Source organism: Micromonospora sp. NPDC005413, assembly GCF_040606435.1.
In the GTDB taxonomy this organism is placed as follows: domain Bacteria; phylum Actinomycetota; class Actinomycetes; order Mycobacteriales; family Micromonosporaceae; genus Micromonospora.
In genome coordinates this window covers 173,901-194,143 of sequence record NZ_JBEXEV010000004.1, presented here as the reverse complement: position 1 = coordinate 194,143, position 20,243 = coordinate 173,901, and the positions used below count along the sequence as shown (strand labels likewise).

18 protein-coding genes are annotated in these 20,243 nt (G+C 71.8%); 7 read left to right on the top strand and 11 right to left on the bottom strand.

From position 1 onward, the window contains the following. Positions 1-68 precede the first annotated feature (68 nt). Positions 69-1,631: an LPXTG cell wall anchor domain-containing protein gene (locus tag ABZS37_RS08395; protein ID WP_355166846.1), complete on the bottom strand. Its 1,563-nt coding sequence runs from the start codon at positions 1,629-1,631 to the stop codon at positions 69-71. A gap of 147 nt (positions 1,632-1,778) precedes the next feature. Continuing rightward, positions 1,779-1,991: a hypothetical protein gene (locus tag ABZS37_RS08390; protein WP_355166844.1), complete on the bottom strand. Its 213-nt coding sequence runs from the start codon at positions 1,989-1,991 to the stop codon at positions 1,779-1,781. A gap of 124 nt (positions 1,992-2,115) precedes the next feature. Here ABZS37_RS08390 and ABZS37_RS08385 point away from each other — a divergent pair, with 124 nt between their 5' ends. Beyond that, complete coding sequence (locus ABZS37_RS08385) at positions 2,116-2,499, top strand: phage holin family protein (protein WP_355166842.1); 384 nt, start codon at positions 2,116-2,118, stop codon at positions 2,497-2,499. 143 nt (positions 2,500-2,642) lie between these two features. Then, positions 2,643-3,668, top strand: a complete 1,026-nt coding sequence (gene fbaA, locus ABZS37_RS08380) for a class II fructose-bisphosphate aldolase (RefSeq protein WP_272614561.1) — start codon at positions 2,643-2,645, stop codon at positions 3,666-3,668. A 53-nt stretch (positions 3,669-3,721) separates the two neighbouring features. On the opposite strand, the gene ABZS37_RS08375 is transcribed toward fbaA, so the two are convergent. Then, positions 3,722-4,915, bottom strand: a complete 1,194-nt coding sequence (locus tag ABZS37_RS08375; RefSeq protein WP_355166840.1) for a hypothetical protein — start codon at positions 4,913-4,915, stop codon at positions 3,722-3,724. 249 nt (positions 4,916-5,164) lie between these two features. Between ABZS37_RS08375 and ABZS37_RS08370 the strand changes: the two genes are divergently transcribed. Next, the gene (locus tag ABZS37_RS08370) at positions 5,165-5,593 is read left to right on the top strand and encodes a DUF3151 domain-containing protein (protein ID WP_355166838.1); all 429 of its coding nucleotides are present in this window, start codon (positions 5,165-5,167) and stop codon (positions 5,591-5,593) included. 45 nt (positions 5,594-5,638) lie between these two features. On the opposite strand, the gene ABZS37_RS08365 is transcribed toward ABZS37_RS08370, so the two are convergent. Together ABZS37_RS08365 and ABZS37_RS08360 are read right to left on the bottom strand one after the other, a co-directional pair. Beyond that, positions 5,639-8,029: a chromosome partitioning protein gene (locus ABZS37_RS08365; protein ID WP_355166836.1), complete on the bottom strand. Its 2,391-nt coding sequence runs from the start codon at positions 8,027-8,029 to the stop codon at positions 5,639-5,641. A gap of 94 nt (positions 8,030-8,123) precedes the next feature. Further along, complete coding sequence (locus ABZS37_RS08360) at positions 8,124-9,224, bottom strand: hypothetical protein (RefSeq protein WP_355166834.1); 1,101 nt, start codon at positions 9,222-9,224, stop codon at positions 8,124-8,126. 124 nt (positions 9,225-9,348) lie between these two features. On the opposite strand from ABZS37_RS08360, the gene ABZS37_RS08355 reads away from it, so the two are divergent. From ABZS37_RS08355 to purD, 3 genes are all read left to right on the top strand, one after another. Further along, positions 9,349-10,638 carry an adenylosuccinate synthase gene (locus ABZS37_RS08355; RefSeq protein ID WP_354992856.1) on the top strand — a complete coding sequence of 430 codons (1,290 nt, stop codon included), beginning with the start codon at positions 9,349-9,351 and terminating at the stop codon, positions 10,636-10,638. Positions 10,639-10,830: 192 nt separating this feature from the next. After that, positions 10,831-11,766, top strand: coding sequence for a hypothetical protein (locus ABZS37_RS08350; RefSeq protein ID WP_355166832.1), 936 nt, complete (start codon positions 10,831-10,833; stop codon positions 11,764-11,766). A gap of 109 nt (positions 11,767-11,875) precedes the next feature. Further along, positions 11,876-13,126, top strand: a complete 1,251-nt coding sequence (gene purD, locus ABZS37_RS08345; RefSeq protein ID WP_355166830.1) for a phosphoribosylamine--glycine ligase — start codon at positions 11,876-11,878, stop codon at positions 13,124-13,126. 35 nt (positions 13,127-13,161) lie between these two features. On the opposite strand, the gene ABZS37_RS08340 is transcribed toward purD, so the two are convergent. The 3 genes from ABZS37_RS08340 to ABZS37_RS08330 all read right to left on the bottom strand — a co-directional run bounded on the left by ABZS37_RS08340 (position 13,162) and on the right by ABZS37_RS08330 (position 16,591). Beyond that, entirely contained in the window at positions 13,162-14,724 is a 1,563-nt protein-coding gene (locus ABZS37_RS08340; protein WP_355166828.1) for an AMP-binding protein, read from the bottom strand. 198 nt (positions 14,725-14,922) lie between these two features. After that, positions 14,923-16,137 (bottom strand): acyl-CoA dehydrogenase family protein, encoded by a 1,215-nt coding sequence (locus tag ABZS37_RS08335; RefSeq protein WP_355166826.1) that lies wholly within the window; start codon positions 16,135-16,137, stop codon positions 14,923-14,925. A 1-nt stretch (position 16,138) separates the two neighbouring features. Then, positions 16,139-16,591, bottom strand: a complete 453-nt coding sequence (locus ABZS37_RS08330) for an SCP2 sterol-binding domain-containing protein (RefSeq protein WP_354992850.1) — start codon at positions 16,589-16,591, stop codon at positions 16,139-16,141. Positions 16,592-16,659: 68 nt separating this feature from the next. Between ABZS37_RS08330 and ABZS37_RS08325 the strand changes: the two genes are divergently transcribed. Further along, a complete protein-coding gene (locus ABZS37_RS08325) occupies positions 16,660-17,295 on the top strand; it encodes a TetR/AcrR family transcriptional regulator (protein ID WP_355166824.1) in 636 nt (211 codons plus the stop codon). Positions 17,296-17,327: 32 nt separating this feature from the next. Here the strand turns inward: ABZS37_RS08325 and ABZS37_RS08320 are convergent, their stop codons facing one another. From ABZS37_RS08320 to ABZS37_RS08310, 3 genes are all read right to left on the bottom strand, one after another. After that, positions 17,328-17,948, bottom strand: coding sequence for a DedA family protein (locus tag ABZS37_RS08320; protein WP_355166822.1), 621 nt, complete (start codon positions 17,946-17,948; stop codon positions 17,328-17,330). Between the two features lie 71 nt (positions 17,949-18,019). Next, the gene (locus ABZS37_RS08315; protein ID WP_355166820.1) at positions 18,020-19,282 is read right to left on the bottom strand and encodes an adenylosuccinate synthetase; all 1,263 of its coding nucleotides are present in this window, start codon (positions 19,280-19,282) and stop codon (positions 18,020-18,022) included. Beyond that, positions 19,279-20,238, bottom strand: a complete 960-nt coding sequence (locus tag ABZS37_RS08310; protein ID WP_355166818.1) for a hypothetical protein — start codon at positions 20,236-20,238, stop codon at positions 19,279-19,281. Before ABZS37_RS08310 ends, ABZS37_RS08315 begins: the two co-directional genes overlap by 4 nt. Positions 20,239-20,243 lie beyond the last annotated feature (5 nt).

The following is a 20,243-nucleotide window of genomic DNA, read 5'->3' as shown; positions in this document are numbered from 1 at the left end:
AGTCCCCCGTGGACCGGGCCGGCGCCCCGCCAGGCAGGTACGGGAGGGGCGCCGGTCAGGCGGGTGGGTCAGGCGACGAAGTGGGTGGTGCGGCGCCGGGCGAGCAGGTAGCCGCCCGCGCCGGCGACGAGCAGCAGGCCGCCGATGCCGGCGATCAGGCCGGTGGGGGAGCCGGTGATGGGCAGCGAACCGCCGCCGCCGCCGCTTCCCGCACCTTCGTCGCCGTCGCCCTGGCCCGCATTGACAACGATCATGGCCCGGTCGTTGGCCGGCTTGATGTCGTCCTCGAAGCTGCCGCCGCCGGGGCATTCGCACGGCGCGTTGACCCGCACCGAGCCCCGGGCGTTGGGGATGACCTTGTCGATGCGCAGCCGGAACTCCATGGTGTAGGTCTCACCCGCCACCAGGAGCATCTCCGAGGCGCACTGGTACGTCCGGGTGCCCGGCCGCAGTTGGCAGCTGTCGGGAACCTCGACGGCAGTGGTGCCGGGCGGCAGCTCGACGACCGTGTGGGTGGCGGCCTCCCAGTCCGCGTTCACCTTGTCGAGCGTCGCCGGGCCGTTGTTCCGGAAGCCGACGGTTGCCGTGACGACCGCGCCGGCCCTGCCCTTGAGCCTGTCGCCGATCGCCGCGAGGTCGGTGCCGTTCGTGCCGGTGACCTTGATGGTCCAACCCGTGTAGTCATAACCCGGGCCGACGTCGGTCTGGTCGGCTTGCCGCGCCCGGCTGGGTGCCTCGGCCATGGTCAGCTTCGGGCCGCTGCCGCGCGTGCCCGCCCGGGCGCCAGCGGCTTCCTGTACGCCTGTCAGGTCCTCGAAGTCGGCCTTGGTCATGAACTGGGCATAGCCGGACTGGTTGGTCGGGGCGTAGGTGTCCTTGGCGAGCTCGAAGTTCAGCGTGGTGGCCACCCCCTCGCCCACCGGGATCTCCTCGTCGAACTGGCAGGAGACCAGGTGGTCGTCGGAGTAGAGGCAGTTGCTGAACCGGTCCCTGGTCCGGATCGAGTAGGCGAGGTCGAAGACCGCCACGAATCCCTTGACGGTCTTCTTGCCGGCGTTGGCCACGGCCAGCGGCACCGCCACCTTCCCGCCCGGCTTGGAGGAGAAGGTGGTGAACGGCCCGCCGGCCAGGTCCACCCCCTCGCCGACGCGGACCCGCGAGGTGTAGCTGCCCTGCCGCCCGCCGGCCGCCTGGAAGCTGACCACGACGTCGCCCGAGTCGCCGAGCTGCGCATCTTGGGTGGCGGCCAGGTTCACCCGCTGGGCCACGCCGCGGTGGATCCCGCTGCCAAGAGGCGGCAGCTCGCTCAGGGCGACGCCGTAGGGCTCCTCGCAGACGAGAACGCCCGGCTCCGGCGTGGCGCACTCCTGCTGGTCGGCGGGGGCCATGCTGATCTTGTCGGCAAGGGGGCGGTAGTCGTACCGCACGGAGACGTCGGTGAGCACCGTCGGCTCGTCGGCGTACAGGAACAGGGCGCGGGTGGTTGGCGCCGAGCCGACGGCCAGGGTGCTGTCCTGGAAGTAGGGCTCGATCGCGGCCGCGCCCGCGGCGACGGCGGGGGTGACGGAGCCGACGACCAACGCGCCTGCGGCGCCGAGCCCGGCCAGCCAGCGGGTCGAATGCTTGAGCATGGGGGTCCTCCCGGGGGGATACAGGTGGCGCTCGTCCAACCTAGGGAGACCACCGGCTCCTCCGGTGGCCCTGTTGGATCGTTCCCCGTCTATCGACCCGAACGGCTGAGCACCTCTGCCGCACCGGGCAGCCGGCCCCGTTGCGGGTCAGCGGTAGTCGTCCTCGTCCCCCGTGACCACCCGGGCCTGCTCCATCGCGTCCCAGTCGTCGACGTTCAGGCCGCGGTGCGGCTCGCTGTCGACGTCGACGGGGCCGACCACTGCGGCCTGCTCGACCGCGTCGGCCGGATCGGCCTCGGGGTCGCGTTCGTCCGGGGCGAGGTGGTCGCCGGGGGTGAAGTCCTCATCGGGCTGACCCATCGTCCCTCCCGGGGGTCTCGGGGCACGGTTCCCACCCACCGTACGGGCTGTGCCGGCACCGCGCCCGGAAGCGGAGTAGGCGGAATCAGCCCTCGGCGCAGCGACCCGATGCCAGGATGGTGCCGTGGGCTTCCTCATTCGACTGGTGATCACCGCGGTCGCGTTGTGGATAACCACGCTCATCGTGCCGGGTGTCGATGTGCACGGGCGCTCGGGTAGCAACACCGTCCTCACCCTGATCGTGGTGGCGCTGATCTTCGGCGTGATCAACGCGGTGCTCAAGCCGGTGATCAAGGTCGTCGGCTGCGTGTTCTACCTGCTGACTCTTGGCCTGTTCGCGCTGGTGGTCAATGCGTTGCTGTTCCTCCTCACCGACCGGATCGCTCGCGGGCTCGACCTGCCGTTCCACGTGGACGGGTTCTGGCCGGCGTTCTGGGGGGCCATCGTGATGGCCGTGGTCACCTGGCTGATCAGCGTCATCGTGCCGGACAACCTGGACACCCGGTGAACCGATCCGGGCCCGCATCCGGGTCGGTTGTTCCGGCGCACCTCACCTACGGGATACTTCCGGGTGGAGGACAGCGCGGTCCGGCGCACAAATGAACAACAGCGGCCAGCACGGCCGAGAGTGGTAAGTAAGGAGCGCATCACATGCCCATCGCTTCCCCCGAGGCCTACGCGGAGATGCTGGACCGGGCCAAGGCTGGCCGGTACGCGTACCCCGCGATCAACGTGACCTCCTCGCAGACGCTGAACGCGGCGCTCAAGGGCTTCGCCGACGCGGAGAGCGACGGCATCGTCCAGGTCTCCACCGGTGGCGCCGAGTACCTCTCCGGCCCCTCGATCAAGGACATGGTCACCGGCGCGGTGGCGTTCGCCGCGTACGCGCACGAGGTGGCCAAGAAGTACTCGGTCAACATCGCGCTGCACACCGACCACTGCCCGAAGGACAAGCTGGACGGGTTCGTCCGTCCGCTGATGGCCATCTCGCAGGAGCGGGTGAAGCGCGGCGAGGAGCCGCTGTACCAGTCGCACATGTGGGACGGCTCGGCGGTGCCGGTCGCGGAGAACCTGCAGATCGCCTCCCAGCTCCTCGACGAGGCCGCCAAGGGCAAGATCGTCCTTGAGATCGAGGTCGGCGTCGTCGGTGGCGAGGAGGATGGTGTCGAGAACGCCATCAACGACAAGCTCTACACCACCACCGAGGACGGCCTGGCCATGGTCGAGGCCCTCGGCCTCGGCGAGAAGGGCCGCTACATGGCGGCGCTGACCTTCGGCAACGTGCACGGCGTCTACAAGCCGGGCAACGTCAAGCTGCGTCCGGAGATCCTCAAGCAGATCCAGGACGCGGTCGGCGCCAAGTACGGCAAGGACAAGCCGCTCAGCCTGGTCTTCCACGGCGGTTCGGGCTCCCTGCTGAGCGAGATCCGCGAGGCGCTGGACTACGGCGTGGTGAAGATGAACATCGACACCGACACCCAGTACGCCTTCACCCGGCCCGTCGCGGACCACATGCTCCGCAACTACGACGGCGTGCTGAAGATCGACGGCGAGGTCGGCAACAAGAAGCAGTACGACCCGCGTGCCTGGGGCAAGGCCGCCGAGGCTGGCCTGGCCGCCCGGGTCGTCGAGGCGTGCGAGCACCTGCGCTCGACCGGCACCACGATGTCCAAGTAACGACGTCCCACCTACGGCCGGCTCCCCCCCCGGGGAGTCGGCCGTCGTCGTTCCTACGTCGTCAACAGACGGACGGCCTCGTGCACATCGTCGGTGAGGTGGATCGTCGACGACAGGTCACCGAACGTGGAAGCGGCCAGCAGCGGGCGCAACAGCACCTCCACCGGCAGCTCCCGGGTCCAGTAGTCGCGGTCCAGGAAGATGTACGCGCCGCTGGCCCCGTCGGTGCCGTAGTAGGTCTTCGTGGCCGCCTGGAACACCTCCTGCACGGTGCCCGCCCGCCCCGGCGCGAAGACGATGCCGCCCCGGGCAAGTCGCAGGATGGTGTCCTCCCGGATCGCGTTCGAGAAATACTTGGCGATCCGCCCGGCGAACAGGTTCGCCGGCTCGTGCCCGTACAGCCAGGTGGGAATGGCCAGCCCGCCGGCCCGCGCCCAGCCGGCGTCGTCGCCGCGCTGCCGGGGCATGGCCGCGAACCGCTGGCGGACCGTCAACGCGGTGGCGGTGTACCGGTGATGGTCGCTGAAGTCGGGTGCCGTGGCCAGTAGGTCGATCGCCGCGGTCAACTCCGTCGCAGGCCGGTCCGCCAGGTAGGCGCCGAGGTTCGCCGCCTCCATCACCCCGGGACCGCCGCCGGTCACCACCAGCCGGTCGGCCCGCGCCAGCTCCCAACCCAGCACGGCCGCCATCCGGTACGCCGGGCTGCCGCGCAGCACCGCGTGCCCGCCCATGATGCCCACCACCGACTGTGGCCCGTGCCCGGCCAGCCAGACCCGGGTGGCGTCGGCCAACGCGTTGTCCACGCCGTGGTCGTGCAGCCGCTGACCCAGCGCCTCCTTCACGTCCGGCAGCGCGCCGCCGTGCGCCCGGTAGTGCTCGTACACCCGGGTGTCGTACATCCCGGTGAACCCGCCCTCGGCGAACCCGGCGGCCAGTTCCTCCGGGGTGTAGAGGTGCGTCGGCTGGGTCGGGTACGGCAGCCCGGAGAACGGCGGCACCACGTTCGCGCCACGCCGGACCAGGTCCGCGCCGACGTCCCGGGAGGCGAACCGACAGCCCACGAAGAGGGTGCCGGTGACCTCGATGCCGGTCAGGTCGGGCACCGGCGCGAGATCGAGGCGCAGGCCCTGCACGGTCAGCCCGGTCAGTCGGCCGGTGGCCAACTGTCGGTCGAACTCGTCCAGGGTCTGGATCTCGCCGGTGTGCAGGTGCGGCTCGATGACGTCCGCGGGAGGTGGGGTCGGCACCCGGCCATCCTGCCCGTCCGGCGGCGCCGGCCAAACCCCGGGCCCGGGGTGGAACCGACAGGAGCCCGGTGGTCGTGGCCACCGGGCTCCTGCGTTACCGGTTCCTGGGGAGGCTCCGGACCATTAGTTGTAGTGGAAAACACCTGGCAGCGGCATAGGCCGCAGGCGTGACCAACTCCTCAGCCGTTCAGCGGAACGCGTCGGCCGACCCGCTCGCGTGTCGCCCTGTCCAGCGGGTTGAATGGGGCGATGCAGAACCTTTTGCCAGAGCCACCGGCCACCCGCCTGCCCGTGAACGACGAGGCCGACGCCGCCCTGGCCGCCGCCGAGGAGGCCGGCACCGATGAGGCGTTCGCCAACGTGGCGGCCCACTTCCCGACCTACAGTGCGGCCTGGGCCGCGCTCGCGGCCCGGGCGTTCGCCCAGGACCAGGTGGTGACGGCGTACGCCTACGCACGCACCGGCTACCACCGGGGCCTCGACCAGCTGCGCCGCAGCGGATGGAAGGGGCACGGCCCGGTGCCGTGGTCACACGAGCCCAACCAGGGCTTCCTCCGCTGCCTGTACGTGCTGTCCCGCGCCGCCGACGAGATCGGCGAGGCCGACGAGGCGGCCCGCTGCGCCCAGTTCCTGCGCGACTGCGACCCCGAGGCGGCGGACGCGCTGGCCAGCAACTGACCCCGCTCCGACGGCCGGCCCGGCACCGGGCCAGCCGTCGGCGGGTTACAGCCCCTCGGCGACCGCTGCGGCGATCTTCAGCCAGGCGTCCCGGGTGGCCGCGGAGAGCCCGCCGTACCGGATCGGCTCGCCAGTGTCGATGAGCCGCTCGTACGGGGCCAGCAGCACCGCCCGAGTGCGGGCCGCGAAGTGCTCCTGGATGGCCGGCAGGTCGATCTCCTTGCGGGACGGCGGCATCGACACCACCGTCACGGCCTGGCGGACCAGCCGTTGCCGGCCGCTCTGCTCCAGGTGGTCGAGCATCCGGGCGGCGGTCTCCGCTGAGTCGTTTCGGGCCGACATGGTGACCACCAACTGGTCGGTGGCGTCCATCGAGGCCTGCCAGTTCTGCGCCCGGACGTTGTTCCCGGTGTCCACGAAGATCAACTTGTAGAACCGGCTGACCACCTCACGGATCTCGGCGAACGCGGCCGCGGTCAGCATCTCGCCACCGGTGGCCGACTCGTCCGAGGCGAGTACGTCGAACATCCCCTCGCCCTGCGAGCGGACGTACTGCGACAGGTCACCGACCCGCCCGTGTGAACCCTGGAACTGCCCGAGGTCACGCAGCATGTCCCGCACCGTGCGGGAGTGGAAATCCTGCTGGGCGCGCATCCCGAGGGTGCCCTGGGTCTCGTTGTTGTCCCAGGCCAGCACGTAGCCACCGCGCTTCTGACCGAACGTCATCGCGAGCAGCAGGATGGCCACCGTCTTACCGGCACCGCCCTTCGGGTTGACCACGGTCACCTGCCGCAGCCCGCCGAAGTTGCGGCGCACCATCTCGATGTCCCGCTTGAGCTCCTGCTCCTGCCGCCCGGGAGCGAGCCGAAGCAGCCCCATCTTGTTGACGACCGCGCGTACACCCATGGTCGCCACCGGGTCGGCGGGCCGGACCTGCCGGCGTCGGGCGAAGTCCTCGGCGGTCGGTGCCGCTGTGGCCTCCGGCGTCCAGGTCGCGTCGGGGTAACCGGTGGCTTCCGGATACCCGGGGGTGTCCGGGTATCCGGTGGTGGGCACCCGGGTCACCCCGTCGGCCTCCTGGTACGGCTGCCCAGGCGGGACACCGGGCGTGCCCTGCTGCCATGGCGGTGGGTACCAACCCGGAGACGGCGGGAACGGGCCGGGCGGTGGAGTCGCCGGCCCGGCCTGCTGCGGCGCTGGGCCGCCGTGCGGCGAGTTGCTGAACTGCGTCAGGTCAGGCGGGGGTGGGATCTGCGGCGGGCCGGTCTGGCCAGGGATCGCCGGGGTGAACGACTGAGCCGAGTACGTCTGACCGGGGTGCGTCGGGCCGGAGTGCGTCTGACCGGGGCCGGCCTGCGGGACGCCGGAGTGTGGCGGCTGCGGCCTGGGCGGGGCGGGGATCGGGGGCGTTGCGGGGGCGGCCTCGTCGCGGGCCGGTGCGGGCGCCCCAGCCGGGCGCTGCGGCGGATACGCCCATGGCGACTCGGTGGCGGGCCGCGCCGCTCCGCCGACGGATCCCGCCTCCCCGGTCCCGCCACCCTGACCCGCCGGTCCGGTCGCTGCGGGACCAGCCGTCGCAGAGTCTGCCGGCGTGGGGCTCGCGGTGGCCGGCCGCTCGGTGGGCGCGGCTGTGGCCGGGCGCTCGGTCGGCGCGGCGGCTGTGGCCGGGCGCTGGGTGGGCGAGGTGGCCGCAGTGGGACGCTCGGTGGGGGCGGCGGCTGCGGTGGGACGGTCCAGCGTGAACGGCAGGTCCAGGTCGACACCGCCCGGCGCGCTCGGCGAGGCGGGGACGGCGGTCGGACCTCGGTCACTGGCCTGTGCCGCCCTGACCGCGGTGCTCGCCGCCTCGGGTGAGCCGTCCGTCGGCGTGGACGCAGCGCTGGCAGGGGAGCCGGCGCTCGCAGGGGTGCCAGCGCTCGCAGCGCTGGCGGGGATCCCGGTGCTGCCCGGGAAGCCGCTGATCGCGGGAGCGCCGGTTGCCGGCGGAGCGCCGGCTGCTGGAGGTGCCGGCGGTGCTGGCGGAGTGCCCGTTGCCGGCGGTGTCGGCGCAGCGGCAGGGTTGGCCGGCGGCCAGCTCGGCTGCGGCGGCGCCCAGCCCGTCCCGGCGCCAGACGGGCCGCTCACCCCCCAGCCCCCGGGTGCCGGAACGGCACCGGTGAGCGACGGGTAGTCGGACGGAGAGGGCGGCGGCAGGGCCGCAGCCCCGGGTTGCCCGGGAACCGGAGGTCGGCCGACCGGCGGCGCGGCCACCGGCGGTGTCACCGGCGGAGGCGCGACCGGCGACGGCGCACCCCGCTGCTCGGCGACCGCCGCCCAGGGCGGTGCCGCGCCACCTGCGCCCCGGTCGGCCGGATCCGGTGGCCAGAGTGGTTCGATGTCCCGCTCCGGCACCGGCTGCTGGCCGGGCACCTGCGCCCGGTCGGCGTTCTCGTCCATTACGGCCCTCCCCAGTCCTCCTGCGAGGATAGGCCCATCCGCCCACGAGGGCCGGTCGGCGCAGCCCGAGGTCGGCCGGTCGGCGCAGCCGAGGTCAGATCGACCAGACCCCCCACGCACCCGGCTCGATCCACCAGGAACGCTTCCGGGTCAGCTCGCCCTCGACACCATCGTCGAGGTACGGCACCTTCCCCTCCCTGGGTAGCACCGACACGGCCCGCCCGCGGGCGCGCCGAACTTCCAGGCGTACCCGCTTGCGCCCGAACGCCGAGCGGACGACCACCGGTACGGCCACCGCGACCTCGACCTGGCCGTCGGCCGGGTCTGGTTCGGTCAGCAGCGTCACGTCGCCGAGCGTCGCGTACCCGCCGGCGTTGCCGACCGCGCAGGCCAGCAGCGGTTCGTCACCGTTGGTGAGGATGGCGTCGTCCACCTCCACCCGGGCCCGCCAGTGCAGCGGCCGGCCGGCGTCGTCGGCGGCGCCGAGCAGCGCGCCGTCCAGGGTCACCGAGCCGCCGTCGTTGCGGAGCAGGTCCAGTCGGCGCGGCGTGCCGTCCAGCACCGCGGCAGCCACCGCTGCCGGGTCACGAGGCAGCCCGAGCTGCGCGGCCAGGTCCCGGTGGGTGCCGCCACGGGCCGGATCGAGCGGGAGTACGGCCACCGGCGGCAGGTCGGGCAGGGTCCGGTTGCCGGGTAGATCCGCCGGGCGGCGGCTCGGCGGTGGCGCGTACCGCCGGACCAGCCGGCGCAGCACGGCGCGCAACTGCGCGTCGCTGGCCGTTGCGACGACCAGCCGGGTCTTGCCGTCCGGGTCCGGCCAGGCGAGGCCGTCCGGACGGGCCGGGCCGTCGAGCCGGGCCAACACCTCGTCGATCTCCGCGTCGGAGCGGGCAGTGACCGTCTCGACCCGGGCGCCCCGGGCGGTCAGCGCATCGGCGCAGGCCAGCACCGGAACCCGTGGACGCTCGGTGGCGCACCGCTCGGTGTCACCGCCGACCGGGGTCGTCTGGCCGGTGTCCGTCTGGCCGGGGTCGGTCTCGCTTGTCGGGTCGGTGTCGCTTGTCGGGTCGGTGTCGACCTCGCTTGTCGGGTCGGTGTCGACCTCGGTCGCACCGCCGCAGCAGGCCCCGCCGCTGCCACAGCCCCCGGGAGCGCCCCGCTCCGATGAGAGGGTGAGCAGCACCACGTCGTACACGGAAGGAGCCTCCTGCCTCTCGACGCGACCCCTGCCGGCCACGCCGTCACTACTTGTTAACCTGACACCCCGGGCTCGCCAACCGGTCGCCACCTGGCACCCGAGCCTTCTGGAGGCGGAAAAGATGCCAGCGATCGTGCTCCTCGGCGCTCAGTGGGGCGACGAGGGCAAGGGCAAGGTTACCGACCTGCTTGGTGAGCGGGTCGACTACGTCGTGCGCTACTCCGGTGGCAACAACGCGGGCCACACGGTGATCACCCCGGACGGGCAGAAGTACGCGCTGCATCTGATGCCGTCCGGCGCGCTCTCGCCGAACGCGATGATCGTCATCGGCAACGGTGTGGTGGTCGACCCGAAGGTGCTGCTCGCCGAGATCGACGGTTTGGCCGAGCGCGGAGTCGACGTGTCCCGGCTGCGGATCTCCGGTGACGCGCACCTGATCATGCCGCACCACCGGGCGCTGGACCGGGTGATCGAGCGGTACCTCGGCTCGTCCCGGATCGGCACCACCGGCCGGGGAATCGGCCCGGCGTACGGCGACAAGGTCGCCCGGATCGGCATCCGGCTCCAGGACCTGCTCGACCCGGGCATCCTGCGCAAGAAGCTGGAACTCGCACTGCGCGAGAAGAACCAGATCCTGTTCAAGGTCTACAACCGCAAGGCGATCGACCTTGAGGCGACCGTCGAGGAGTACCTGGAGTACGCGGAGCGGCTCAAGCCGTACATCGCGGAGACCCGGGCGATGCTCTGGGACGCCCTGGACCGGGGCGAGACGGTGCTGCTGGAGGGCGCCCAGGCGACCATGCTCGACATGGACCACGGCACGTATCCCTTCGTGACCTCGTCCAACCCGACCGCCGGTGGTGCCTGCGTGGGTGCTGGCATCCCGCCGACCGCGATCAACAAGGTGATCGCGGTGAGCAAGGCGTACACCACCCGGGTCGGTGCGGGACCGTTCCCGACCGAGCTGTTCGACGCCAACGGCGCACACCTGCGCAAGATCGGCGCGGAGTACGGCACCACCACCGGGCGGGAGCGCCGGTGCGGGTGGTTCGACGCGGTCGTCGCCCGGTACGCCTGCCGCCTCAACGGCGTCACCGACCTGGTCATCACGAAGCTGGACGTGCTCACCGGCCTGCCCAAGGTGCCGATCTGCGTCGGCTACGAGATCAACGGCGTCCGGGTCGACGACATGCCGATGAGCCAGACGGACTTCCACCACGCCAAGCCCGTCTACGAGGAGCTCGACGGCTGGTGGGAGGACATCACCAAAGCCCGCACCGCCGATGACCTGCCGGAGAACGCCCGCCGCTACATAGCCCGGGTAGAAGAACTCTGCAACACCAGAGTGAGCGTCGTAGGCGTAGGCCCAGGCCGAGACGAAAACGTCCTCCTCCACCCCCTCCTCCCCTAACCCCACCCAGGCCCTTCCGGGCCCCGGGCCCCACCCCTTTCCGCCGGTGATCAAGAGGTTTGCGTCAGATTCGAGCGGAATTCTGACTGAAACTTCTTGATCAACCGGGTGGACGGCGGAGGTTATCCACAGGGCCGTGGCAGTTGTCCACAGGGGCTTCGGTGGGTCGGGGTGGGTGGGCAGGGTGTGGTGGTGGGACCACATCAGCTTCTTAGTCATGTCGCGGCCGGTCAGGACGGGATGCTGGCGCTGGCGCAGGCTCTGCGCGCTGGCCTGACCAGGGACCAGGTTCGACAGTTGCATCGGTGCGGCAGTTGGCAACGACTTCTGCGCGGATGCTTCGTTCCGAATGCGGAGTTGAGCGACTCAGCACTGCGGCGGGCGCGCATTCGGGCGGCGGTGGTGAGCCTTGGTCCGGGTGCCTTCGCTGTTCTGGACACCGCTCTGGAGTTGCACGGCATCGGGGGTCTTCGCCGGACCCCGCAGGTCCACGTCTCGGTGCCGGTTGATCGACCCCGACCTCAGCGCGCTCTGGCACCGTGGCTGATTGTGCACCAGGTGACCGTTGGCCCCGGCGACGTCGCCGAGGTCACGGGTGTTCGCGCGACCTCCCCGCTTCGCACCGTCTCGGACGTCATCCTCCGGGTTGACCGCTACCCGGCCGTCTCGGTCCTCGACTCGGCGCTGAACCAGGACCGCGTCACTCCAGCGCAGCTCGCTCTGATCCCAGGCCTGATCCGGGGGCGGCGCGGCGCTGTGGCGGCACGGTGCCACGTCGCCGAGGCGGATGGACGTGCCCAATCACCCCTGGAAACCCGCACCCGGCTGCGGCGCGTCGACGGGCGGGTGCCGCCGGACACGCTGCAGTTGGAGGTACGCGACGACGACGGGTACCTGCTCGGTACCGGCGATCTGGGCTGGCGCGGGCCGAGGGTGATCGCGGAGGCGGACGGCCGAGACGCCCACGGCACGCCGGAGGCGGCCTTCGCCGACCGTCGCCGCCAGAACCGCCTGGTCAACGCCGGCTGGACCATCCTCCGCTTCACCTGGCAGGACACCCTGAACCCCGACTACATCCCGCGAACCGTTCGGCAGGCGATCACCGCCACCCGGTACCGAACCCGGTGATCAAGAGGTTTGCGTCAGAAACCGGCCGAGCGCTGACGCAAACCTCTTGATCACCGGCTGTCTCGGGGGCTGGGGGGTGGTGGGGGTGGGGACAGTAGGATCTGGCGTTGTGCGGGTTCTTTTGGTGGGTGGTGGGGGGCGCGAGCATGCGCTTGCTCTTGGGTTGGTGGCTGACTCGGCTGTTTCTGCGCTGATTGCTGCGCCTGGTAATCCGGGGATCGCGGGTGTGGCCGAATTGCGGGCCGTCAACGCGACCGATCCGGCCGCGGTGGCGGCGCTGGCCGTGGAGACCGCGGCTGACCTGGTGGTGATCGGGCCGGAGGCGCCGCTGGTCGCCGGGGTCGCCGACGCGGTACGCGCCAAGGGCATCGCCGTGTTCGGTCCCTCGGGTGAGGCCGCCCGGTTGGAGGGTTCCAAGGCGTTCGCCAAGGACGTGATGACCGCCGCCGGCGTGCCGACCGCCCGGGCGTACGCCTGCACGGACGACGAGAGCACCGCACGGGCGCTCGACGAGTTCGGCGCCCCGTACGTGGTGAAGGACGACGGGCTCGCCGCCGGTAAGGGCGTGGTGGTGACCGACGACCGGTCCGCCGCGTTGGCACACGCGCGGGAGTGTGGCCGGGTCGTGGTCGAGGAGTTCCTCGACGGCCCGGAGGTCAGCCTTTTCGTGGTCACCGACGGCGAGGCGGCGGTGCCACTGCTGCCGGCTCAGGACTTCAAGCGGATCGGCGACGATGACACCGGCCCGAACACTGGCGGCATGGGAGCGTACGCGCCGCTGCCCTGGGCCCCGCCCGGCCTGGTCGATGACGTCATGCGCGACGTGGTCCACCCGACACTGGCCGAGATGCGGCGTCGGGGCACCCCGTTCTCCGGCCTGCTCTACGTCGGGCTCGCGATGACCCCCGTTGGCCCCCGCGTGATCGAGTTCAACGCCCGCTTCGGCGACCCGGAGACTCAGGTGGTGCTCGCACTGCTGGAGACCCCGCTGGGCGGGCTGCTGCACGCGGCGGCCACCGGCACGTTGGCCGGGCATCCGCCGCTGCGTTGGCAGCCCGGCGCCGCGGTCGCAGTGGTGCTCGCCGCCCAGGGCTATCCGGCCGCGCCGCGCACCGGCGACGTGATCACCGGTGGGGACCGGCCGGGCATCATCCACGCCGGCACCGCCCGCCGGGCCAGCGACGGCGCGTTGCTCTCCGCCGGAGGTCGGGTGCTCTGCGGTACGGCCACGGGCGCCGACCTGGCCGCCGCGCGGGACGCCGCGTACGCCCTGGTGGACGGGGTGGAGTTGGCTGGCTCGCAGCATCGCACCGACATCGCCGCCGCGGCGGTCGACGGCCGGATCACGATTCCAAGCTGAGTCGACCGCGCGAGCGACCGGCGAGCGGCGGCCGCTCAGCTGACGTAGCGGCGCAGTTCGCGGCTGAGCACCTTGCCGGTGGCGTTGCGGGGCAGGTACTTCACGAAGATCACGTCCCGGGGGACGGAGAAGCGGGCCAGGTAGTGCCGGACGTACTCGCGGACCGCCTCGGGGTCGAGCGTCTCGCCGGGGTGCAGGGCGAGGAACGCGGCCAGCCGCTGACCGTACTCGGGGTCGGGCACGCCGATCACGGCCGCTTCGCGGACCTGCGGCAGTCGGGCGACCAGGTCCTCCACTTCGGACGGGAAGACGTTCTCGCCGCCGGAGACGATCATGTCGTCGGCCCGGCCGTCGACGAAGAGCAGCCCGTCGGCGCTGAGCCGCCCGAGGTCGCCGGTGTCGAGCAGGCCGTCGCGGCTCTCCCGGCTGCTGCCGGAGGTGTAGCCCTCAAAGAGCATTTCGTTGCCGACGAAGATCCGCCCCACTCGGCCGTCGGGAACTGGCTGGCCGTCGTCGTCGAGCATCTGTAGCCGGGTGCCGTGTGGCGGCCGACCAGCCGTGGTGGGTGCCTGGCGCAGGTCCTGCGGACCGGCGATGGAGGCCCAGGAGACCTCGGTGGAGCCGTAGAGGTTGAACAGGACGTCCCCGTAGACGTCCATGAACTTCGGTGCCAGCCCGCCGGGCAGGGCGGATCCGCTGACCGCGACGACCTTGAGTGGGGGCCGCGGGTCCGGTGGGGGCACCTCCAGCAGCCGCTGCACCATCACCGGTACGGCGAACAGCGCGTCGCAGCGGTGTGCCACCAGGGCGGCGAGTGTGGCGGCCGGGTCGAAGCGGCGGTGCAGCACGATGGTGGCCCGCAGGGCGAAGCAGACCTGGAGGGCGGCGAACCCCCAGGTGTGGAAGATCGGCGCGGCGATCATCACCCGACTGTGGGTGCGCAGCGGGATGCGGTCGATGATGGACACCAGCGGGCCGAAGCCGCTCGGCGTGGGGCGGCGGGCCCCCTTCGGCGCACCGGTGGTGCCCGAGGTGAGCACGATGATGCGGCCGGCCCGCTCCGGCGGGCGCAGCTCGCCCGGCAGTGCCCCGGCCACCAGCTCCTGACGGGTGCGTTCGTCGAGGCGGGGTAGCTCGGCGGGGAGGCTGATGACCCGTTCGGCGAACTCGTCGTCGTGCACCAACAGCCGGAGTTGCTGCTCTTCGGCAACGGTGGCCAGCTGGGATGCGGAGAGCCCGGTGTTGACCAGGACCGAGTCGACGCCGAGCATCGTGGCCGCGACGATCGTCTCGATCAGCCCGTGGTGGTTGCGGCAGAGCAGGCCGATCCGGTCACCGGCCTGTACGCCGAGCCCCGCCCGCATCGACCGGGCCATCCGCTCGGCCCGGTCGAGCAGGTCCCGATAGGTCAGCTCGACGCCGTCCTCATCGATGATCGCCGTCCGGCCGGGGTCCCGGGTGGCTGCCTGGCGTAGTTCGCCGGCCAGGCTCCATCCCCAGGTGCGCAATGCGTTGAGCTGCGAGGCGATCCGGATCGGCCGGCCGGGGGTGAGTAGTCCGCGACGGGTCAGCGTGGCGATGACGAACGGCAGGTCCATGCCGCAGACCTCCTTGGGGGTGCGCGGACGGGGCAAGGGACTCCCGTCCGTCAGGGCGTCTTCTTCCTTGATCATGCACTGGGCGCGGCACCATGCCCAGCCGACGGCGGCGCGGGGTGACGAAGACGGCACGGATCGTGGGATCAGGGGTGGTGACCCCCTGGCCGGCCCCGGCGAAACGGGACCGGCCAGGGTCGGTCAGCGGATCTGCATCCCGGAGATCGACCGGGAGATGACCAGTCGCTGGATCTCGGAGGTGCCCTCGAAGATGGTGTAGATCTTGGCGTCCCGGTACCAGCGCTCGACCGGGTGGTCGCGCAGGAAGCCGGCGCCGCCGAGCAGCTGCACCGCCTTCTCGGTGACCGACACCGCCACCTCGCCGGCCTTGAGCTTGGACATCGAGCCCTCGCCGGCCGTGAACGGGCGGTTGTTTCGGCCCATCCAGGAGGCACGCCAGACCAGCAGCCGTGCCGCGTCGATTTCCATCCGCATGTCGGCGAGTGCGAACGCGACCGCCTGGTTCTCGATGATCGGTCGTCCGAACTGGACCCGGTCCTTCGCGTAGTCCAGGGCGTACTCGTAGGCGGCCCGGGCCACGCCGAGCGCCTGCGCGCCGACCGTGGGTCGGGACAGTTCGAAGGTGCGCATGGCGGCCTGCCCGGTGGCCCGCTGACCGGAGCGGGCCCGGTCGAGACGTTCCAGCAGAGCGTCCCGCCCGCCGAGCAGGCAGCGGCCGGGCACGCGTACCCCGTCGAGGAAGACGTCGGCGGTGTGTGACGCGCGCAGGCCGAGTTTGCGCAGCTTGCGGGTGGCGGCCAGGCCGGGGGTGCCCGGCGGTACGACGAATGCCGCCTGACCCCGGGAGCCGAGCGTGGGGTCGACCGAGGCGGTGACCACGTGCACTCCGGCGATGCCGCCGTTGGTGGCGTACGCCTTCTGCCCGGTCAGCACCCACTCGTCGGTGGCCTCGTCGTAGACGGCCCGGGTACGCATCGCGCCGACGTCCGATCCGGCTTCCGGCTCGCTGGTGCAGAACGCGGCGACGGCTGGCGAGTCGACGTCGCCGAAGCACTGCGGCACCCACTCGACCATCTGGTCGGGGGTGCCGGCGCCGTAGATGGCGGCGACGGCGAGGGAGGTGCCGAAGATGCTCAGCCCGATGCCGGCGTCACCCCAGAAGAGTTCCTCGTTGGCGATCGGTAGGGAGAGCCCGGTCGGGTCGGCCCAGCAGGTGGCGAGGAACTCGAAGCCGTAGAGGCCGACCTTGGCGGCTTCCTGGATCACCGGCCACGGGGTGTCCTCGCGCTCGTCCCACTCGGCGGCGGCCGGGCGCACGACCTCAGCGGCAAAGCCGTGCACCCAGTCGCGTAGATCCCGCTGTTCCTCATTCAGGTCGAGCGAGAACTCAGCCATGTCAGGCCTTGGGGATGTCGAACAGGTTGGCGATGTTGGCGGCGAGGCCGAGGTCGCCCTTCGCCTTCAGCTTGCCGGTCATGAACATCATCACCGGGTTGGCGCCACCGGAAACGATCTTCAGGAACTCGACCGGGCCCATGGTCAGGCTCAGCTTCGGGTCGTGCTGCGGGGTCTCGTTCACCACGCACTTGCCGTCGGCGATGGCCACCTCGTAGGTGTCGCTGCCGCCGTCGGGGCGACCGGTGATGACCCAGTGGATGACCGCGTTGGTGGAACCGGCCCGGTCGGCACGGAACAGCGACGGCATCCGGTCGAACACCTCGCCGAGGACCTTGCCGCGCAGGTCACCGGACATCACCTGGGCGATCTTGTCGTCCGGGGTGGACTTGACCAGCTGGGCAAACTCCTTGGGGCCGACGTTGGCGAAGGTGGCCGGGTCGAAGTCAGTCATCAGGTGCGCCTTCCGGAAGAATTGGCTACTCGCGCGTAACCCTACGCACGAGTAGGTATGCTCGCAAGGTGTCCACCGTTCCCGCCTTCAAGCGCCTGCCACGCGCCGTCCGTGAGCAGCAGATGCTCGACGCGGCCGTCAAGGTCTTCTCCCGGCGCGGCTTCCACGCCGCCAGCATGGACGAGATCGCGGAGGACGCCGGCATCTCCAAGCCGATGGTGTACGCGTACCTCGGCACCAAGGAGGAGCTCTTCGTTGCCTGCCTGCACCGGGAGGGCACCCGGATGATGCAGGCCATCGCCGGCGCGGCGGCCCCCGACCTGCCGGCAGACGTTCGGCTCTGGCGAGGGCTGAGGGCGTTCTTCGGTTTCGTGGGCGCGCACCGCGACGGCTGGGCGGTGCTCTACCGGCAGGCCCGGGGGGAGCAGCCGTTCGCTGGAGAGTTGGCCACCATGCGGACCCGGCTGGTCGAGGTGGTCGCCGGGATGCTCGACCACGCGCTGCGCGCCGAGGGCCGCGAGATCACCGCCATCGACCTGGAGGTCGTCGCGTACGCGCTGGTCGGCGCAACCGAGTCGCTGGCCGACTGGCTCGCGGACCACCCGGAGGCCGACCCGGAGAAGACCGCCACCCGGATGATGAACGTGGCCTGGCTCGGCGCCGGCCAACTCCTGCACGGTGTCACCTGGCGCCCGCAGGAGTAAGGAACGGCGCCGACAAGGAGTCACGACGTCGGTCAGTGGCCGGAGGCGGCGCGGCGGTGTGCCCGGCGGCGCAGCCACCGGATCCCCTCCAGGCTGAACGTGACGATCACCGAGAGCCCCACGCCGACCAGTACGCCGCGTATCGGGTCGCGTTCGAAGGCCAACCCGCCGAAATAACCGAGCAGCCCGCAGTACAGCGCCCAGGTGATCGCCCCGATGCTGTCGTACAGGAGGAACGCCCGGCGGGGATAGCGCACCGCGCCCATGGTGAGGGTGACCGCGGTCCGGCCGCCCGGCACGTACCGGGAGGTGGTCAGGATGATCCCGCCGCGTCGGTCCACCGCCCGCCGGGTCCACTCGGAGCTGGCCCGCCGACGGCTGCCGTCGGGCAGGCGGGCCAGCCGGTGTGCGCCTCCACCCCGGCCGATGGCATACGAGATGTGGTCGCCGACCAGCGCGCCGATCGCGGCGGTGGCGATCACCAGGACCAGGTTGGGATGCCCGCCGTCCGCCGCGAGCACCCCCGCGGTGATCACCGCTGCCTCGCCCGGCACCGCGGGGAAGAACGCGTCGACCGCCGTGAGCCCGAAGATCAGCACGTACACCCATGGCGAGGTGACCAGCTGTCGGAGCAGGTCGAGCGCGGATTCCATGCCCCCATGCTCGCCGGGCGCGACCGGCCCGGTGGTCGAGTCGCCGGATCACCCGCCGTCGGCCGTGGGCGTCAGGCGGAGCGGGCCAGGGCCGGTTCAGCGAGCAGCGGGCCGTGCGCGGTCTTGTCGTCGGCGGTGGGGCCGTGCGAGGTCAGCACCACCGGTGCGCCCAGCTCCGCGGACACCGCCTCCGCCCAGTCCGTCGGCGGGTCGTCGTAGAGCGGGCGGGAGCGCAGCAGGCGGGTGGTGAGCGCGGCCTGTCGGTCCAGGTCGCCGGGCGGGCCCGGGGTGAGCCGGTCGGTGGTGTCGTAGCGGCGGCAGATCCGCAGCCCAGGGCCGGCAAGGTCGAGGTGGGTCAGGGCCAGGCCGTCGACCCCGCCGGCCGCGGCGAGGGCGTACCGGTGGGCGACCGCGTCGAAGTGGCCGAACCGGAAGCGGCCCTGCCACGGGTTCGTCGGGTTGTGCGGGTCGGCCAGCGGCAGGTCCGTGTCCTCGGTCACCAACGGGCCGGGCCCGTGTCGGGTGGTGACCAGCCGGAGCACCCCGATCCGGGTCACGCCGCCGGCCAGGCCCGCCTCGGTGAGCAGACTGTCGGCGTTGGCGAACGTGGTGGTGCTCCACGTGGTGTACGGGTGGAAGCCGTGCCACTCGTCGAGCAGCACCCCCTGCGCGCCCTCGAAGACGCAGGTCCCGGCGCGCAGCGCCCCGGCGAGCCAGCTTTCATCGACGATCGCGACCCGCCCGGCGAACCCAGTGAACGCGGGCAGGCAGTCCTCGACCGGTGGCGCGTCCAGCGGACCCAGTTCGGCGGTCAGCCGGTCCCGCAGGGCGGTCAGCCTGCGGCGCAGCAGCACCGGGCTGCGGCAGTCGGCGACCCGGGGCGCGTCGTCGGGGTGGGCGAGACCGTACGCGACGGTCTCGCCCACCCCCAGCCCGCAGGAGCCGTGCCGGTCGGCTCCCCGGGCGATCTCCCGGGCCCGGTTGGCGGCCCGGTGGTACGGGGTGGCGAGCAGGGCCGCCCCGTCGACGGTCAGCCGGTCGAGCGCGTCGGGCACCCCGACCGTGGCGAGATGGTCGGCCTCGGCGGCCAGCGACAACGGGTCCACCACCACGTGCCGGGACAGGTGCGTACGCACACCCGGGTGGAACGTGCCCGCGCCGAACTGCGCGAACGTGTGGTGTCGCCCGTCGCGCAGCACGACGTTGTGTGCCGCCTGCGCGCCCCCGTTGAAGCGGACCACCGTGTGCACCGGGCGGGTGGCGCAGAGCCAGTCCACCACTGTGCCCTTGCCCGCGTCGCCGTAGCCGAGGTCGACCACCGCCACGTGCCTCACAGCCGGGTCACCGCACCGGTGGTGTCGCGGAAGGCCGGCAGCGTCGACACCTCGGCCCGACGCTCTCGACCGAGGCGGGCCAGCGCCTTCGACACGGTGCCGGTGGCGCCGGAGCCGGCGCGGTCCAGGTCGCGCAGGCCCTCGTCCAGGTCGATGGCCTGCTCGCCGAGGCCGATGGTGAGCGCGATGGTCTCGCAGACCGCGTCGAGGTCGTCGAGCACGACGGTGTTCTGCCCGAGCAGGTCCCGCCAGAAGTCGAGCACCGTGGCGTTGCCGGCGTAGTGGCTGCCGGCGGGGAGCAGATAGTAGGTGTCCCAGCGGCGGGTCACCTCGTCGACGACCTGCCGCAGCGGCACGTCCTCGGCCAGGTCGTCGCCGATCACGCGGGCCATCTCCCGGGCCTTCGCCTGGGGGTACGCCAGTTCGTCGCCGATGATGAACAGGTAGCCGCGCCGGCCGCGCTTCTCCCAGCAGTCGGTGGCGGTGTGCCGGGCCATGAAGTACATGGCCAGCTCGTACGACTCGCTCATCTGCCCGCCGCCACCGCCCTCCAGCACGATCCGGCCGAGGTCGTCGTCCATCCGGTTGTCCGACTCGAACTGGCCGACCTGCAACGGCACCCGGTCGCAGGTGGCGTCACCGATCGCGCCGAACATGATCTGCGGGTCGCTGGCGTAGCCCTGCCGTTGCAGCAGCCCGAGCAGTTGCGGCAGCTTGGTCTGCAGGACGCGCGGCACCTTGAGCATCGAGCCGGTCACGTCGAACAGCACCGCGACGGCCGTCGTCTGGGGGTGCTCGTCGGAGTCGCGGCTCTCGCGCGTCGCGTCGCGGGGGTCGAGGGCGGGGTGCACGGTGCGCGCCCCGCTGTCGCTGTAGGAGAAGGCGCTCTTGCCGGTCGACCGGCGGTAGCGGTCGGCGGCGTCGTACACGTCGGTGGACCAGGTTCCACTGCCCATGACAG

Coding starts and splice junctions, on each gene's coding strand:
- ABZS37_RS08395 (WP_355166846.1), bottom strand. CDS start 1,631: ATGCTCAAGCATTCGACCCGCTGGCTGGCCGGGCTCGGCGCCGCAGGC.
- ABZS37_RS08390 (WP_355166844.1), bottom strand. CDS start 1,991: ATGGGTCAGCCCGATGAGGACTTCACCCCCGGCGACCACCTCGCCCCG.
- fbaA (WP_272614561.1), top strand. CDS start 2,643: ATGCCCATCGCTTCCCCCGAGGCCTACGCGGAGATGCTGGACCGGGCC.
- ABZS37_RS08370 (WP_355166838.1), top strand. CDS start 5,165: ATGCAGAACCTTTTGCCAGAGCCACCGGCCACCCGCCTGCCCGTGAAC.
- ABZS37_RS08365 (WP_355166836.1), bottom strand. CDS start 8,029: ATGGACGAGAACGCCGACCGGGCGCAGGTGCCCGGCCAGCAGCCGGTG.
- ABZS37_RS08355 (WP_354992856.1), top strand. CDS start 9,349: ATGCCAGCGATCGTGCTCCTCGGCGCTCAGTGGGGCGACGAGGGCAAG.
- ABZS37_RS08340 (WP_355166828.1), bottom strand. CDS start 14,724: ATGGACCTGCCGTTCGTCATCGCCACGCTGACCCGTCGCGGACTACTC.
- ABZS37_RS08335 (WP_355166826.1), bottom strand. CDS start 16,137: ATGGCTGAGTTCTCGCTCGACCTGAATGAGGAACAGCGGGATCTACGC.
- ABZS37_RS08330 (WP_354992850.1), bottom strand. CDS start 16,591: ATGACTGACTTCGACCCGGCCACCTTCGCCAACGTCGGCCCCAAGGAG.
- ABZS37_RS08320 (WP_355166822.1), bottom strand. CDS start 17,948: ATGGAATCCGCGCTCGACCTGCTCCGACAGCTGGTCACCTCGCCATGG.
- ABZS37_RS08310 (WP_355166818.1), bottom strand. CDS start 20,238: ATGGGCAGTGGAACCTGGTCCACCGACGTGTACGACGCCGCCGACCGC.